This window comes from Plantactinospora soyae, assembly GCF_014874095.1.
In the GTDB taxonomy this organism is placed as follows: Bacteria; Actinomycetota; Actinomycetes; order Mycobacteriales; family Micromonosporaceae; genus Plantactinospora; species Plantactinospora soyae.
Genome location: NZ_JADBEB010000001.1, coordinates 4794360 through 4810477, shown reverse-complemented (window position 1 = coordinate 4810477; position 16118 = coordinate 4794360). Strand labels below are relative to the sequence as shown.

Annotated in this window: 13 protein-coding genes and 1 riboswitch; of the genes, 6 read left to right on the top strand and 7 right to left on the bottom strand. The window is 71.1% G+C overall.

The genetic code is table 11. The features are described 5' to 3' along the window. Positions 1-26: 26 nt before the first annotated feature. The 6 genes from H4W31_RS21400 to H4W31_RS21375 all read right to left on the bottom strand — a co-directional run bounded on the left by H4W31_RS21400 (position 27) and on the right by H4W31_RS21375 (position 6372). On the bottom strand, positions 27-1397 hold the full coding sequence (locus H4W31_RS21400; protein ID WP_225945626.1) for a glycosyltransferase: 1371 nt from the start codon (positions 1395-1397) through the stop codon (positions 27-29). Positions 1398-1414: 17 nt separating this feature from the next. Beyond that, positions 1415-2023, bottom strand: coding sequence for a hypothetical protein (locus H4W31_RS21395; RefSeq protein WP_225945625.1), 609 nt, complete (start codon positions 2021-2023; stop codon positions 1415-1417). A 9-nt stretch (positions 2024-2032) separates the two neighbouring features. Next, positions 2033-3277 carry a glycosyltransferase family 4 protein gene (locus tag H4W31_RS21390; protein ID WP_318783321.1) on the bottom strand — a complete coding sequence of 415 codons (1245 nt, stop codon included), beginning with the start codon at positions 3275-3277 and terminating at the stop codon, positions 2033-2035. Positions 3278-3384: 107 nt separating this feature from the next. Beyond that, positions 3385-4446 (bottom strand): Gfo/Idh/MocA family protein, encoded by a 1062-nt coding sequence (locus H4W31_RS21385; RefSeq protein WP_192768274.1) that lies wholly within the window; start codon positions 4444-4446, stop codon positions 3385-3387. Next, positions 4443-5552, bottom strand: coding sequence for a DegT/DnrJ/EryC1/StrS family aminotransferase (locus H4W31_RS21380; RefSeq protein WP_192768273.1), 1110 nt, complete (start codon positions 5550-5552; stop codon positions 4443-4445). The genes H4W31_RS21385 and H4W31_RS21380 overlap by 4 nt, the downstream gene beginning before the upstream one ends. A gap of 151 nt (positions 5553-5703) precedes the next feature. Continuing rightward, positions 5704-6372 carry a TetR/AcrR family transcriptional regulator gene (locus tag H4W31_RS21375; protein WP_192768272.1) on the bottom strand — a complete coding sequence of 223 codons (669 nt, stop codon included), beginning with the start codon at positions 6370-6372 and terminating at the stop codon, positions 5704-5706. A gap of 161 nt (positions 6373-6533) precedes the next feature. On the opposite strand from H4W31_RS21375, the gene H4W31_RS21370 reads away from it, so the two are divergent. From H4W31_RS21370 to H4W31_RS21350, 5 genes are all read left to right on the top strand, one after another. Continuing rightward, positions 6534-7430, top strand: a complete 897-nt coding sequence (locus H4W31_RS21370) for an ABC transporter permease (RefSeq protein ID WP_192768271.1) — start codon at positions 6534-6536, stop codon at positions 7428-7430. Then, entirely contained in the window at positions 7423-8247 is an 825-nt protein-coding gene (locus tag H4W31_RS21365; protein WP_404825604.1) for an ABC transporter ATP-binding protein, read from the top strand. Before H4W31_RS21370 ends, H4W31_RS21365 begins: the two co-directional genes overlap by 8 nt. 241 nt (positions 8248-8488) lie before the next feature. After that, positions 8489-10075 (top strand): bifunctional cytidylyltransferase/SDR family oxidoreductase, encoded by a 1587-nt coding sequence (locus H4W31_RS21360; protein ID WP_192768270.1) that lies wholly within the window; start codon positions 8489-8491, stop codon positions 10073-10075. A 57-nt stretch (positions 10076-10132) separates the two neighbouring features. Then, entirely contained in the window at positions 10133-11824 is a 1692-nt protein-coding gene (locus H4W31_RS21355) for a CDP-glycerol glycerophosphotransferase family protein (protein WP_192768269.1), read from the top strand. Between the two features lie 13 nt (positions 11825-11837). After that, positions 11838-12617: a GNAT family N-acetyltransferase gene (locus tag H4W31_RS21350; RefSeq protein ID WP_192772279.1), complete on the top strand. Its 780-nt coding sequence runs from the start codon at positions 11838-11840 to the stop codon at positions 12615-12617. Positions 12618-12808: 191 nt separating this feature from the next. Here H4W31_RS21350 and H4W31_RS21345 read toward each other — a convergent pair whose 3' ends face one another. Then, a complete protein-coding gene (locus H4W31_RS21345) occupies positions 12809-13663 on the bottom strand; it encodes a C39 family peptidase (RefSeq protein WP_225945624.1) in 855 nt (284 codons plus the stop codon). A gap of 403 nt (positions 13664-14066) precedes the next feature. Continuing rightward, a riboswitch (cyclic di-AMP (ydaO/yuaA leader) is annotated at positions 14067-14208 on the bottom strand. Between the two features lie 256 nt (positions 14209-14464). Between H4W31_RS21345 and mdlC the strand changes: the two genes are divergently transcribed. Continuing rightward, a complete protein-coding gene (gene mdlC / locus H4W31_RS21340; RefSeq protein WP_192768268.1) occupies positions 14465-16066 on the top strand; it encodes a benzoylformate decarboxylase in 1602 nt (533 codons plus the stop codon). The last annotated feature ends 52 nt before the right edge of the window (positions 16067-16118 follow it).

The following is a 16118-nucleotide window of genomic DNA, read 5'->3' as shown; positions in this document are numbered from 1 at the left end:
ACTGACTCCTTCTCCGCACTCACGGCTCAGATCTCCGACCCGGGCTCCGACAGCGGTCGCTTGACCAGCGACCGCATCCGCTCTTCGAGGGGGGCGAGCAGCCCGTCCCGGGTGAAGCCGTCGGCATGACGCCGGGCCGCCGCCCGCTGCTCGGGGGTGAGGTCACGGGCCGCCTTGCCGGCCTGGACCATGGTGTGGGCCACCGCGTCGACGTCGAGGCTGTCCGCGTTGAACCACAGTGGATAGCCGTCCAGCACGTCCTTGGCGGCGATCCCGGGCGCGTGCACCGAGACGATCGGCCGGCCGGTCGCCATGTACTCGAAGATCTTGCCGGAGGTGACGTACCGCCCGCCGCCGGCGAGGAACACCAGCACGTCGCTCTCTTCGTAGACCCGGGCGACCTCGGTCTTCGACACCGGGCCCCGGTACCGGATACCCAGGTCCTTCCCCTCGAAGCCGTCCGGGTCGTCCCCCTCCTCCGGTGGCAGGCCCAGCCGCTGCCGGAGGTCGTGGTGGGCGTTGCGGAAGAAGCCGAGGTGACCGTGGATGTTCAGTTCGGCGTCGGCCAGGTCCGGATGCCGGCGCGCCCGCGTCCACGCCTCGGTCAGCTCCTCCACCGGCTGCTTGCTGGTCATCGTGCCGAGGTAGTCGAAGCTCAACGGCCGGGTACGGTCCGACAGCCGCTCGCCGGGCGCCGAGGTGAGCAGGTCGGCGTCCCAGCCGTTCGGCACCACCATCATCCGGTCCGCCACCTTGGGATAGCGTTCGGCGTGCCAGCCGCGCAGCGCCTCGTTGACGAAAACCGAGGTCGCGGCACCGCCCAGCACCCGCTTCTCCCACTGCCAGGCCGGATGGCCGTCGGGGAAGGCCGGGCTGTCGGTGAACAGGTCCAGCGTCCACGAGTCGCGGTAGTCGACCACGTACGGCACACCGGTGATCCGGCTGAACAGCCAGGCCGCGCCGAACGACGCGAACGGGTTGCCGGTGGCCAGCACCACGTCGAACCGGTTCCGGGAGTGCAGCTTGAGCCCCCGGGCGACCGCGTTCAGCCCCCACGAGGCGTAGTTCTCGGGGAAGCCCTTGCGCTGGCTGAGGGTGTAGAGCTTCTGCGCCAGCAACGGCATCGAGCCCCGGAACCGGCCGTACTGCCGCAGGTCCTTGTTCCAGGCGAACTGGTTCAGCGAGGGGCGTTCGATGCTGACCCTCGGGTCGATCGTGGCGGTCAGCTCCTCGTCGACGGATCCGATCACGCCGTAGAGGAAGTCCAGCGGTGCCGCGCAGGCGGTGACGTCCCAGCCCTTGGCAGCGAGGTGGTTCGCGGTGGCCCGGGCCCGGTAGACACCACTCGCCCGGGAGGGCGGGAAGTAGAAGGAGAGGTACAGGACGCGCGGGCGCATTGGTGCACGCCTGACTTTCATCTGCTTTCCTTTGCAGCGGCGGAAGCGAGGGGGGATTGCACCGAGGCGGCCGGCCGACGCGGGGCGCGCCCGCCGGAACCAGCGTAGTCATAACGGTAGGCGACCCTCGGCGCGGGCGAGTCGCTGCCGGAGGTCCGCGCGAAGAGCCGCGCGGCCGGTGGCATCGACGCCGGGTCGCTCACCACGAACAGGTCGAACGGCGGCCTGCCGGCCAGTACCTGCCGACGGATCAGGCGCTGCCGCAGTTCGACGGGATCCTCGCCCTTGCGGGGCGTCAGGGCACGCTGCACCGGCGAGGCGATCCGGCGCTCGTACGCCCCGCCGGCCCGCCGGGCGAACGTCTTCATCGGACCCCGGCCGAGCGCCCGGAACACCAGCCCGGGGCCGCTGAACAGCAGCGCCCGCTCGACCTTCCGAATCGGACCCTGGGTCTCCAGCCTGGTGAGGTCGACGATCTCCACCTCGGGGTGGAACCGTTCCCGGCTCCACGGCTTCGTCGCGCCGACCAGGACGACCGCGCGCCCGCCGTCGGCGACCACCTGGGCGGACTCCTCGACCACGGACCGCCTGCGGGTGGCGCCGAGCGCCAGGAAGAGTACCTGCATGATCGCTCCTCAGGACCGTTGCGCGGGAACCGACACCGGATCGGACGGGCCCGCCGGTGTATCGGCGAACCAGATGCGGTGGTGCGCCCGCGCGACCGCGGGATAGCTGTACCGGGCCGCGAGTTCGCGGCGCGCCAGCGCCAGGTCGACCTGCTGCGGGAAGCGCGACCGCAGTCGCCGGTACCCGGCGACGATCACGTCCGGAGTGTCGGCGACGTCGATCAGCTCCCCCGCGGACTCCTCGACGCCGGCCAGCGTCTCCTCCGGGCCGCCGCACCTGGTGACCAGGACCGGCATGCCGGCGGCGGCGGCCTCGATCACGGTCACCCCGAAGGTCTCGAACCGGCTGTTGTGCACCAGCAGATCGTGCTCGCGCATCAGCCGCAGCGCCTCGTCCGGCGCGACCGCCCCGGTCTGGGTGACCGCCTCGGCGATCCCGAGTTCGGCGGCCCGCTCGGCCAGCCGGCCGGCCAGCTCGCCCGCCCCTACCAGGGTGAGGGTCAGGGTCGGATCCTCGGCCCGGCAGGTGGCGAAGGCCTCCAGCAGCAGGTCCACGCCCTTACGCGGGATGAGCCCACCGACGTACAGCCAGCGACGCAGGTCGGTGACCGGCTCCGGGCGGGACACGTCGAAGTCGATCGGGTTCGCGATGAAGGTGATCCGGTCCGCGTGGTGCGGGAACGCCGCCAGCAGGGGCGCGCGGACCGCCTCACCGACGGCGAAGAACCCGTCGGCCTGGTGCAGCACCTCGTCGTACATCTGCCGCGCCTCGGGGGTGTCCAGCACCTGGTCGAGGAAGGTGGCGTGTTCGGTGACGAAGATCCTGGCGTCGGGCCGGGCGTTGCGGATCGCGGCCCATCCGCCCGGCAGTCCGACGTGGGCGTGCACCACCGGAGCGTCGATCGGCTTCCCACCGAGCGCCGCCTTGAGGGTAGCGGCGTGCCGGTGGGCGATCTCGGCGTGCCAGCGACCACGCGGGATCGGCACCGGCACGTATCGCAGGTTGGCGCCGCCCACCGTCGGGGTCTGCTCCGTGGCGAGTCCGAGCAGTTCCGCGTGGGCCCGGCCGACGAGTTCGTCGTCGCGGTCCGACAGTGCCGCCACCCACGCGTCGCCGTGGTAGACGGTCACCCGGTCACAACCGGGTGCGGTCGCCCCGACCATGGCCTGGACGAACGCGCCGCGGAACGGCATATCCCGGGTGGGGTACCAGGGCGTGACGATGGCCACGTCTTTCACAGGAGTTGCCGCCACCCGGATGTACCTCCAGCTCTCTGCGCTCGGGACTCTCGATTGTGGACCAGGTTGCCGTACCGGGCGAAACCGGCCGCCCGGCACCGGAGGCTACCCATCACCGGCGCCTACCGCGAGGCGACGTCGTCCACCCCGGACCGCGGGGCGGGCGCGGACCGCTCCGAGCTGCCCGGACCGACGTCGACCGTGCTGCCGTCGGAGGCGGACCGCAGTACGGCGGCGGAAACCTCGACCGTACGCAGGCCCTGGCGGAGCGTCACGATGTCGCTCTCCTTGCCCTCCACCGCGTCCCGGAACCGCTCGTGCTCGACCAGCAGCGGCTCACGCTTCGGGATCGCGTACCGGACCATGTCGCCCTCGGCCACGCCCCGGAACGCGCGCAGCGCCTCCCACTCGGTGTCGATGGCGCCGTTGGCGTAGAAGGTGAGGTCGGCGGTGAGCGTGTCGGCGACGAAGCAGCCCCGGTCACCGGTGATCACAGTGGACCGCTCCTTGAGCGGGCTGAGCCAGTTGACCAGGTGGTTGACCATCGTCCCGTCGGCGAGCTGGCCGACGACCGCGACCATGTCCTCGTGCAACCGGCCGCTGCGGGAGACGGTGCGGGCCGACACCGAGCGGTACTCCTGGCCGGTGACCCAACTGGTCAGGTCGATGTCGTGGGTGGCCAGGTCCATCACCACGCCCACGTCGGCGATCCGGTGCGGGAAGGGGCCCTGCCGCCGGGTGACGACCTGGAACACCTCGCCCAGCTCGCCCGCCTCCAGCCGGGTCCGCAGGCTCTGCAACGCGGGGTTGTACCGCTCGATGTGCCCGACCCCGGCGACCAGGCCGGCGGCCTCGAACGCCTCGACCAGTCGGGTCGCCGCGTCGAGGGACTGCGCGAGCGGCTTCTCGATCAGCGCGCAGACGCCGTTCGCGGCCAGCTCCAGGCCGACCTCCTCGTGCAGCGCCGTCGGGCAGGCCACCACGGCGTAGTCGAGCTTGAGCGCGAGCAGTTCGGTGACGGTGGGCAGCACCGGCACCCGGAGCGCACCGGTGGGGTCACCGGCCGGGTCCACGACGCCGACCAGGTCGACGCCGTCCAGGCCGGACAGCACCCGGGCGTGGTTGCGTCCCATCGCACCGAGGCCGATCAGTCCCGCGCGCAACGTACGCGCCTGGCCGCTCACCTGGCACCCGCCAGGCTGTTCGCGGCGTTGGCGATCCGCTCCAACTGGTCCGGGGTCAGCGCGGGGTGGATCGGCAGCGAGACGACCTCCCGGGCGGCCCGCTCGGTCTCGGGCAGGTCCCAGGGGCCGGGCTGCCCGCCCTCGCCCAGGTACGGCTTGAGCCGGTGGATCGGGGTCGGGTAGTAGACCGCGTTGCCCACCCCCTGCTCCAGCAGTCGCTGCTGGGCGCCGTCCCGGTCCTCGGTGATCCGCACGGTGTACTGGTGGTAGACGTGCCGTGCCGCGTCGGCCACCGGCGGGGTGATCACGCCGGTGATCCGGGAGTCGAGGAACTTGGCGTTCGCCCGCCGCTGCTCGGTCCAGTCGGGGAGCTGCTGGAGCTGCACCCGGCCGATCGCCGCCGCCACGTCGGTGAGTCGCATGTTCGCGCCGACGATCTCGTTCGCGTACCGCTGCTCCATGCCCTGGTTGCGGAGCAGCCGCAGGGTCCGGGCGAGCTGCGGGTCGCCGGTGGTGATCATGCCGCCCTCCAGGGCGTGCATGTTCTTGGTCGGGTAGAAGCTGAAGCAACCGGCGGCGCCGAAGGCACCGACCGGCTGGCCGCCCAGGGCCGCGCCGTGCGCCTGGGCCGCGTCCTCGACGACGGCCAGGTTGTGCCGCTCGGCGATCGGCATCAGCCGGTCCATCGCGGCCGGGTGGCCGTAGAGGTGCACCGGCATGATCGCCACGGTGCGCGGGGTGACCGCCGCCGCGACCGCGTCCGGGTCCACGCAGAAGCTACCGGGCTCGATGTCGACGAAGACCGGCTCGGCGCCGACCAGCCGGACCGCGTTCGCGCTGGCCGCGAAGGAGAACGACGGCACGATGACCTCGTCGCCGCGGCCGATACCCAGCCCCAGCAGAGCCAGTTGGAGAGCGGAGGTACCCGAGTTGACCGCGACACAGTGCCGGCCGGCGACGAGCTCGGAGAACTCCTCCTCGAACGCCGCCACCTCCGGGCCCTGCACGACCATGCCGCTGCGGAGCACCCGCACCGCGGCCTCGATCTCGGCTTCTCCGATGACTGGTTTGGCAGGCGGGATCAGGTCTGCGTTCTGCCCGGCCATGGGCATCCTCCTGTAACTGGGGGGATCGCGGTTGGCATGCGATGCTAGCTCGTTGTTCGGTACGCGGATCGGGTGGTGCGGGATAGGTCACGGCCTGCGGATGGACCCTCGGCCGGGGTGACCTGGCGTGAAGAAGTCGGTGGCGGGATGGTCAGGTTGACAGGGCGACGCCCACGCTCCCTCCGGGGGTGACGGCGTCCTCCACCGCTGCGGCGACGACGCTCCGTACGCCCAGTCCGGCCGCGATCGCGGCGGCCATTCGCGGCAGGTAGTCCTCCGGGAGTGGGGTGCGGGCGACGGCGAACCGCCAGTAGAGCGGACCGACGATCAGATCGACCGCGGCGTCCGGGTCCGTTCCCGCGGGAAGCTCACCACGATCGACCGCACGGTCCAGCAACAGTATGCCGATGTCCCGCTGATTCGCACGCAGGGCCTCTTGCAGGGTCTGGGCGATCTCCGGATTGCGGGCCGCCTCGGCGAGCAGATCCGGGATGATCTGCGAGGCCAGGCGGTGTTTCAGGGCCCGGGCCACGATCCGCAGCAGCACCTCGAGGTCACCCCGTAGGCTTCCGGTATCCGGCAGCGGTAGGCTCTGCCCCGCGACTCGGGAAACGATCTCCAGCACCATCTCCAGCTTCGAGTTCCACCGGCGATAGATCGCCGTCTTGCCGACGCCGGCCCGGCGTGCGACCGCCTCGATCGAGAGGCGTCCGTATCCGACCGCGGCGAGTTCCTGCATCACGGCCATGCGCAGGGCAGCGGTGATCTCCCCTCGGAGTACCGCCGCTCCCGCTGGAGCACGCCGGTTGTCGGTCGCCACGTGGGCCAATATAGCGCGACGACGGTACGGTTGCGTCCCGACGTAGTTTGGACTACCTTCCACCGTGCGACAGCCCACTGGCGTTCCCCGCCCTGGCTCCGGCCCGGGAAAGTCGCGCGCATCTTGACGCTTGCAGCCCGAACAGATCGGAGCGCCCGGCTATGGCCACCACGGCGGTAGCAAACCCCGATGCAGAGCTGACCCAGGCAGAGCTGGCGGCCCGGTACGGCCTGTCGGTCGCCGGCGAGAGGCCCGGCCTCGTCACGTACATCAAGCAGCTCTGGTCCTATCGGCACTTCATCTCCGCCTACGCCAACGCCAAACTGGCGGCGTCGTTCAGCACCGCCCGCCTGGGTCGGGTCTGGCAGGTGCTGACCCCGCTCACCAACGCGGCGGTCTACTACCTGATCTTCGGCGTGGTGCTCAACACCAGCGGAGAGATCGACAACTTCATCGCCTATCTCTGCACCGGCCTGTTCGTCTTCACCTTCACCCAGTCCGTGGTGAGCGGCGGCGTCCAGGCGATCACCGGGAACCTCGGCCTGATCCGGGCGCTGCACTTCCCCCGGGCCGCCCTGCCGATCGCGATCACGCTGACCCAGTTCCAGCAGCTGCTCGCCTCGATCGTCGTACTGGCCGGCATCGTGCTGGTGGACGGCGAACCGCTGACCCTGGAATGGCTGCTGCTGATACCCGCGATGCTGCTCCAGTCGGTGTTCAACGCCGGAGTGGCGATGGCGATGGCCCGACTAGGATCCAAGGTCACCGACCTGAAGCAGGTCGTACCGTTCGTGATGCGTACCTGGATGTACGGCTCCGGCGTGCTCTACAGCGTGGCCAACTTCGAGAAGCACCTTCCGGAGACGGTCGCCTGGCTGGTGCAGCTCAACCCCCTGCTGGTGTACATCGAGCTGATGCGGCACGCACTGATGGAGACGGCGCCGGTGACCGCGTCGCAGACCCAGTCCTGGCTGCTCGGCATCGGCTGGGCGCTGGTGGCCGGCGTCCTCGGGTTCATCTACTTCTGGCGCGGTGAGAAGGAGTACGGCCGTGGCTGAGCCGATCGTTTCCCAGACCGACCTCTCGGCGACCACCACCGCCGTCGGCGGTTCCCGGATTCCCACCGTCGTGGTCGACGACGTGCACATCATCTACCGGGTGCACGGTGCCGGTGCCGGTGGCAACGGCAGCCCGGTCGCCGCCCTGAAGCGGATCGTGACCGGCGGCAAGAGCGGCGCGATCACCGAGGTGCACGCGGTCAAGGGCGTCACCTTCACCGCCTACCGGGGTGAGGCGATCGGCCTGATCGGCAGCAACGGCTCCGGTAAGTCCACGCTGCTGCGGGCGATCGCCGGACTGCTCCCGGCCAGCCGGGGTGCCGTCTACACCCAGGGACAGCCGTCGCTGCTCGGGGTGAACGCCGCCCTGCTCAACGATCTCTCCGGCGAGCGGAACGTCGCGCTGGGCTGCCTGGCGATGGGGATGACCCCGGCCCAGGTGAAGCAGGTCACGCCGGACATCATCACGTTCTCCGGGATCAACGAGCGCGGCGACTTCAGCTCGCTGCCGATGCGGACGTACTCCTCCGGCATGGGTGCCCGACTGCGGTTCTCGATCGCCGCGGCGAAGAAGCACGACGTACTGCTGATCGACGAGGCGCTCGCCACCGGTGACGTAAGGTTCCGGCGCCGCAGCGAGCAGCGGGTCCGCGAACTGCGCGCCGAGGCCGGAACGGTGTTCCTGGTCAGCCACGGCATCGGCACGATCCGGGACACCTGCGAGCGGTCGATCTGGCTGGAGTCCGGGCTGATCCGGGCGGACGGCCCCACCGACGAGGTCGTCGCCGAGTACGAGAAGTTCATGAACCGGACGTAACTCCGCACGACCGAGGAGACCCGACCGGCAGGCGGCGTTCGCGCCGTCGACCGGCGGCAGCGGTACCCGGCGGCCGGGCAGTCAGGAAGCTGATGCCCGGCCGGTCCCGCGCTAGGGTCCTAGGGGTTACGGAGTCCGACCCGGTGCGAATCCGCCCACCCTGCGTTGTTTCGGATGAAATGGCGTGAACGACCGAGGGAACACCGGAACATCGATCGTGCGAAGTCAGTGAGGATCGGCAATGGCGCATGACCCGGCGACGACGCCGACCGGCCGACCGGCCACCGCCGGATGGCGGCCCACCCGGACGGTCGCCGTGGTGCTGGCCGGCGGCACCGGAACCCGGGTCGGGCTGGGCATCCCGAAGCAACTGCTGAAGATCGCCGGAAAGCCGATCCTCGAACACACCATCGCGGTCTTCGAGGCCGCCGCCGAGATCGACGAGATCATCGTGCTGATGGCACCGGGCCACCTCGACGCGGCCCGGCAGATCGTCGACAAGGCGGGCTTCCGCAAGGTCAGCGCAGTCATCGAGGGCGGCGACAGCCGCAACGCGACCACCCGGCTGGCGCTCGACGCGATCGGGCCGGACGACTGCAACGTCCTGTTCCACGACGCGGTCCGGCCGCTGCTGAGCGGGCGGATCGTCCGGGAGTGCGTCAACGCCCTCTGGACGCACGCCGCCGTCGACGTCGCCATCCCGTCCGCCGACACGATCATCCAGGTGGACGAGGACGACTGCATCACCGACATCCCGGTCCGGGCCCGGCTGCGCCGGGGCCAGACGCCACAGGCGTTCCGGTCCGGCACCATCCGGGAGGCCTACCGGCTGGCCGCCGACGACGCCGGGTTCAGCGCCACCGACGACTGTGGAGTGGTGCTCCGCTACCTGCCCGAGGTGCCCATCAAGGTCATCGAGGGTTCGGACGAGAACATCAAGGTGACCCATCCGGTCGACGTACACCTGGCGGACAAGCTGTTCCAGCTCGCCGCGGCGCAGGCGCCCCGGCTGGTGGACGAGCGGGCGTACACCGAGGAGCTGAGCGGGCGGACCGTGGTCGTCTTCGGCGGCAGCCACGGCATCGGCCACCGGCTGGCCGAGGTCGCCCGGGAGTACGGCGCCGACGTGTTCCCGGTCAGCCGGTCGAGCACCGGCACCCACGTCGAGCGGGCCGACGACGTCGCTGCCGCGTTGCGGACCGCGTTCGAGGCGACCGGCCGGATCGACCACGTGGTGGTGACGGCCGGCGTACTCCGGATGGGAGCGCTCGCCGAGATGGACGAGTCGACCATCGAGCAGATGTTCCAGGTCAACCTGATGGCCCCGGTCACCATCGCCCGGCAGGCGTTGCCGTACCTGCGGCAGACCCGGGGCCAGCTGCTGCTCTACACCTCCAGCTCGTACACCCGGGGACGGGCCCGGTACGCCCTCTACTCCGCCACCAAGGCCGCCGTGGTGAACCTGACCCAGGCGCTCGCCGACGAGTGGTCCGAACTCGGCGTACGGGTGAACTGCGTCAACCCAGAGCGGACCGCGACGCCGATGCGTACCCGGGCGTTCGGGGACGAGCCGGAGCACACCCTGCTGGCGGCGGACACCGTCGCCCGGGTCTCCCTCGACGTCCTGCTCTCCGGGCTGACCGGTCAGGTGGTCGACGTCCGCCGCTCCCCCGGCGACCCGGCCGGCGCACCCGTCGAGCCGAACACCGGTTCGGCCGATGCGATCATGGACTCGGCCGCCCCGGACGACGGGAACGGGACACCCGGGCCGATCGTCCGACAGCGCACCACCGAACTGCTGCCGCCGCCCCGGGTGGGCACGCCGTAGCCACATCGTCGCCGGAGTCGGTGCCCCCGCCCGGCTCTCCAGCAGGGAAGGAAGATCATGCGTGGTGATCTGGTCAGGAAGCTGGCCATCCGGTGCCTCAGCGCCGGCCTGGCGGTCCTGTCCTTCCTCACCCTCGCCCTGACCTCGGCCGAACCGGTCGGGCTGGCACTGGCGGTGGCCGCCGCGGCCTCGGTATGGGCCGAGCGGCGGATCAACCCGCGCTCCGACCTCGTCGCCGAGCCGGTGCTGCTGATCGCGGGCGTCCTGGTCGGGTACGCCCGGCTGGTCCCCGAGGCCCGGTGGACCCTGGTGGTCACCGGGGCGGCACTGCTCGGGCTCACCCTGGCCGAACGCCCGCTGCGGGACGCCGCCCAGTGGGAGGTCCGGTCGGCCAACCTCGGTGTGCGCTCGTCGCCGCTGCTGGTCGCCGGGCGGCTGGGCCCGGCCGTCCTGCTCCTGCTGGTCGCGCTGGCCGCGAGCGCGGCGCTGACCCTGCCGGCCTGGCCGGCCCTGATCCTCACCGTGCTGGTCGGTGCGGTCTGTGCCGGGGGCGCGATCGCGCCGATCGCGCTGCGGCGACTCCGGCCGTCGGCCGGGCAGAGCCCGGTCACCCAGGCGCTCCGCCGGCACCAGCCCGAGTTCCTGCTCTACTTCTCCGCCCCGCCCGGGTCGGAGTACCAGGTCATGATGTGGCTGCCGTACCTGGAACGGATCGGCCGGCCGTTCATGGTGCTGCTGCGCGAGCCGAACTTCCTGGCCCCGGTCGCGGCCGCCACCAGCGCGCCGGTCGTGGTCTGCCCGACGCCGCGCTCGATCGACGAGGCGTTGGTGCCGAGCCTGCGGGTGGCGTTCTACGTCAACCACGGCGCCAAGAACAGCCACTCGATCCGGTTCGCCCACCTCACGCACATCCAGTTGCACCACGGCGACAGCGACAAGGCGCCGAGCGCAAACCCGGTCTCGGCGATCTTCGACAAGATCTTCGTCGCCGGCCAGGCGGCGATCGACCGGTACGCCCGCAACGGCGTGGTCATCCCGAGGGAGAAGTTCGCGATCGTCGGCCGGCCGCAGGTGGAGTCGATCGCCGTCACCCGGGAGCCCATCCGGGAGCGGGCCGAGAAGGTGGTGCTCTACACCCCGACCTGGACCGGGCACCACGCCGACGTCGACTACTGCTCGCTGCCGGTCGGCGAGACCCTGGTCCGCGGGCTGCTGGACCGGGGCACGACGGTCATCCTCCGGGCGCACCCGTACACCTCGCAGAATCCGGCGTCGGCCCGGCAGCTCGCCCGGCTCGAACAGGTACTCGCCGAGCACCGGGCCGCCACCGGTCGGCAGCACGTCTTCGGCGCCGACGCGGCCCGGAAGATGACGCTGGTCGAGTGCGTCAACCGGTCGCACGCGCTGGTGTCGGACGTCTCCGCGGTGATCTCCGACTACCTCTACTCCGGCAAGCCGTACGCGGTCACGGACCGGGTCGGTGAGGGCGAGCAGTTCGTGCAGAGCTTCCCGCTGGCCGGGTCTGGTTACGTACTGCGCTCCGACATGTCCAACCTGGACGATGTGCTGGACCAGTTGCTCGGCACCGATCCGCTGGAGGAGACCCGCTGGCAGACCCGGACCCGGTATCTGGGCGACTTCCCGGCGCAGACGTACGCCGACGGGTTCCTCGACGAGGCCCGCCGGCACCTCGACGCCGGAGCGGGGGCGTCGGCGGTACCGGCACCCCGGCCCGCGCCTGTGCCATGATCCGGACGTGAGGATGATCAGGGCCACTCACGATCGTGACGAACTCGCCGACCTGCTACGCCGCGACCCGCACCTGCACGCGTACGAACTCGGCGACCTCGACGACTTCTACTGGCCGTACACCAGTTGGTACCGGCTCGGCGACGCGGTGGCGCTGGTCTACCACGGCGGCGACACCCCGGTCCTGCTGGCGCTCGACCGCTCCCCGCAGGCCCTGGCCGAGCTGCTGACCGCGCTCGTCCCGCTCCTGCCACGGCGCTTCGACGCACACCTGTCGCCGGGCGGGGAGGAGGTGCTGGCCCGACACTTCGGCCTCGAGCCGCGCGGCCCGCACCTGAAGATGGCCCTCACCGACGCCGGCAGGCTGGACCGGGTGGCGGCGGCCGGCGAGGTGCTCGGCCCCGCCGACGTACCCGAGTTGGCCGCGCTGTACGCGGCGGCCTACCCGGACAACTGGTTCGACCAGCGGATGATCGGGACCGGCCAGTACGTCGGGGTACGTCGCGACGGCGAACTGCTCGCGGTGGCCGGGGTGCACGTCTGGTCGCCCAAGTACCGGGTGAGCGCGCTGGGCAACGTCACCACCCACCCGTCGGTCCGGGGGCAGGGACTGGCCACGGCGGCGGTGGCGGCGCTCTGCCGACGGCTGCTGGACACGGTCGACCAGGTGACCCTGAACGTCAAGGCGGACAACGTCGGCGCGATCGCGCTGTACCGGCGGCTCGGGTTCACCCCGATCGCCGAGTACGGGGAGTTCGTCGTCGCCGGCGACCCGCCCCCGACGACCGCCTGACGGCCGGCCGGGGCCGGTACGGGCTGCCTGACGGGATGGTCGGGGCCGGTACGGACTGACCCGGGGCCGGTACGGGGGTTGTCGACGCCGCAACGACGTCCGCCGGCCCCACCTCGACCGTCCGCGTCGGCACGGGACGCACGGACGGACGAGGGGGACCGGCGGACGGAGACCGAACCGGCGTTACGGGGTCAGGACGAGTAGCCTCGGCTGGCCGCCCAGTTCGCCAGGTCGATGGTGGTCATCCAGTAGGTGCTGTCGTCGCCCGGGATGGCCGGGTCGGCGATCTTCACCGTACGTCCGTTGTCGCGGTAGCCGACCACGGTCAGGTAGTGGCCACCGGGGTAGCTGTGCCAGCCTCCGTCGACATCCGTGGCCGAGCCCGCGATGTTGGCCACCACGGCGTACCCGTTGCTGACCGCGTGTACGACATCGGCCTGGAGCTGGTCCATCTCGGCCCGGCTCGCCGCCCCACCGGAGAGCATGGTGCTCCGGTAGAAGTCGGTCCCGATGACCTTGTTGAGCACCCGGGTGGTGTCCTGGGCCGAGTTGGTTCCGCTCATGGTGGTGCCGAGGTCACCGGCCACCTCGTCCTGGCTCGGCCGCTCGTCGCGGACGGTCAGGGCGATCCGGGTGGCCGCCGGCCCGCAGTACCAGCCGTTGATCTGGGCCTGGAACTGGTAGTCGAGCACCTTGCTCGCGGGCGGAGCCGGTCGCTTGCTCGGGGTGCTGGTCGGAGCCGTCTTCGCCGCGCTCGACGCCGCACGGGTCGGTTCGGCGGTCGCCGGGTCCGACGGGCTGGCCGGTGCGGCGGTCTCCGGTGCGGTCGGCTGCGGCGCCTCGGTCTGGCCGGTCTGGCCGGCGGTCCGGCCCAGTTCCGCGACGGCCACGGCCGCGGTGCCGGTGGGCGTCGTGGACTGCCCGGTCGAAGCCAGCGCGACGCCGGTGGTGGACGCCGCCGCGGCGACCACGGCCGCGGCGAGCGCGAGCCGGTTACGTCGTCCGGACGTGGCATTTCTGAGCCGTTGGTAAACGGGATGGTTCAACGTATCCTCCAGGGAAATACGCATTACCGGTCAGGTGAATTCGACCGGTGACGCGTCGTTTCTATCCGCTGTCGAGAATGCGACGCGATGCCGCGCGTATCAGCGCGGAAACAGTTCTTCCGACCTGGCCGCCAAAGGCACACCGAGGTGTGCCGGGCCTGGGGCATCCGCTACCGGGGTAGCGGCCCGGCACCGGGGCCGGACGGCTTCCCGGGGGCCGGAAGGCTCACCGGGGCCGGCAGCCCAGCCGTTCTCGCGTCACAAACCGCTATCTGGCCGGGGTCAGCGACCCGCTTCGGGCGCAGGGGCCGGGGGCAGGGGCACGGCGACCGGAAGCCGGCGCGCGGTGAGGCGAGTGAGCTGGGGGAATGGGCCGGAGCCCGGGGGGTACGGCACGAACATGTTCTCCTTCCGACTCCGCCTACCGGGTTAGCTGACGGATTCGGGCGGGAAGGCCGCCCTACCGCGGGCCGGTGGCTCGCGGATTCACCCCAGATAACTGTGGGTCCCCGGTTCGTGACTGAACGACTCGGCGGGTCTGTTCCGGTGTCACCCGCGTGGCAACCAAAGGGCCGGACCAGACTCGCCGACATTACTGGCCCGGTTCCGTCGGTGCCAACCCCTCTCAGCAGCGAAAACAGTGACCGACGCCCCGTTTTCGCCGGATCGGGCCCCGCCCCGGGGCGGCAGCGGGTCGTACGGATAAAGCAGCATGATCATGTACGCGTACGGTATGACGGAAATGAGCGGGTTAGCCCGGTGGTCCGCCCGTGGGACGAGGACTCCAGGAGGCTCTTTCCGATGACAACGGTGCACGAAGCGACCTACGACCTGCTCCGTTCCCTCGGCCTGACCACCGTGTTCGGCAACCCCGGGTCAACCGAGGAGCCATTCCTGAAGAACTTTCCGGCCGACTTCAGCTACGTACTGGCCCTACAGGAGGCCTCGGCGGTCGCGATGGCGGACGGCTACTCCCAGGCGAGCGGACGGCCCGTACACGTCAACCTGCACACCGCCCCCGGCACCGGAAACGGAATGGGCAGCCTCGTCACCGCCTGGCACAACAAGACGCCGATGATCGTCAGCGCCGGCCAACAGACCCGGACGATGACTTTGTTCGAACCGATGCTGACGAATGTGCGCCCGACCCAGTTACCCGAGCCGTACGTCAAATGGAGCCATGAACCACTGCGCGCCCAGGACATCCCGGAGGCATTCATGCGGGCGTACGCCACCGCCGTACAGGCGCCGGCCGGCCCGGTCTACCTGTCGCTGCCGCTCGACGACTGGGACGAGCCGGCCACCGGCACCGCGGCGGTCCGCCAGGTGAGCACCCGGGTCGCGCCCGATCCCGAGGTACTGGCCCGGTTCGTCGAGATCCTGGCGCAGAGCCGCAACCCGATGCTGGTGATCGGCTCCGGCATCGACCGCAGCGGCGGCTGGGCCGAGGCGGTCGCCCTGGCCGAACGGGTACGGGCACCGGTCTGGCAGCCGCCGTTCGCGGACCGGATCGGCTTCCCACAGGACCACCCGCAGTTCCAGGGACTGCTGCCGCCGGCCATCGGGCCGCTCGCCGAGAAACTGGCCGGCCACGACACGGTGCTGGTGATCGGTGCCCCGGTGTTCCGCTACTACCCGTACGTCCCCGGTTCCCAGGGGTACCTTCCGGCGGGTACCCGGCTGCTGCACATCACCGACGACCCGTCCGAGGCGGCCCGGGCACCGGTCGGGGACAGCCTGGTCGGGGACGTCACGCTCGCCTGTGCCGCCCTGGCCGCCCAACTGCCCGCGACGGACCGACCGACGCCACCGGCCCGGCCCGGTACGTCCACCGCCGAGTCCGGCCTCCCGCTCTCCCCGGAGGCGCTCTTCGGCGCCCTCGCCGACGAGTGGCCGGCGGGCGGCATCGTCGTACCGGAGTCGCCCTCCAACCTCAGCGTGCTGCACCGGCGACTGACCATCACCCGGCCCGGGTCGTACTTCAAGATGTCCAGCGGCGGTCTGGGGTTCGGGCTGCCCGCGGCCGTCGGCATCGCGCTCGCCCAGCGGGACACCGGGCAGCAGCGGCCGGTGATCGGGGTGATCGGGGACGGTTCGTTCCAGTACTCGCCACAGGCGCTCTGGACGGCGGCCCAGCAACGGCTACGGGTGGTCTTCGTGGTGCCGGTCAACCAGGAGTACGGCGTCCTCAAGGCCTTCGCCGAGTTGGAGAACGCACCGGGGGTACCCGGCCTGGAACTGCCGGGCATCGACATCCCCGGCATCGCCCGCGGCTACGGCTGCACCGCCCACCAGGTGGAGACGGTCGACGAGTTCCGGGCCGCCTTCCGGACCGCGCTCGACACGGACGGCCCGACCGTGCTGGCCGTGCCGATCACCCGGGACGTCGCGCCGCTGCTCTGAACCCGGCTCGCGGCCGTTCGGCGGGCGGCCCGCAACTGCTGTCTCCATGGGC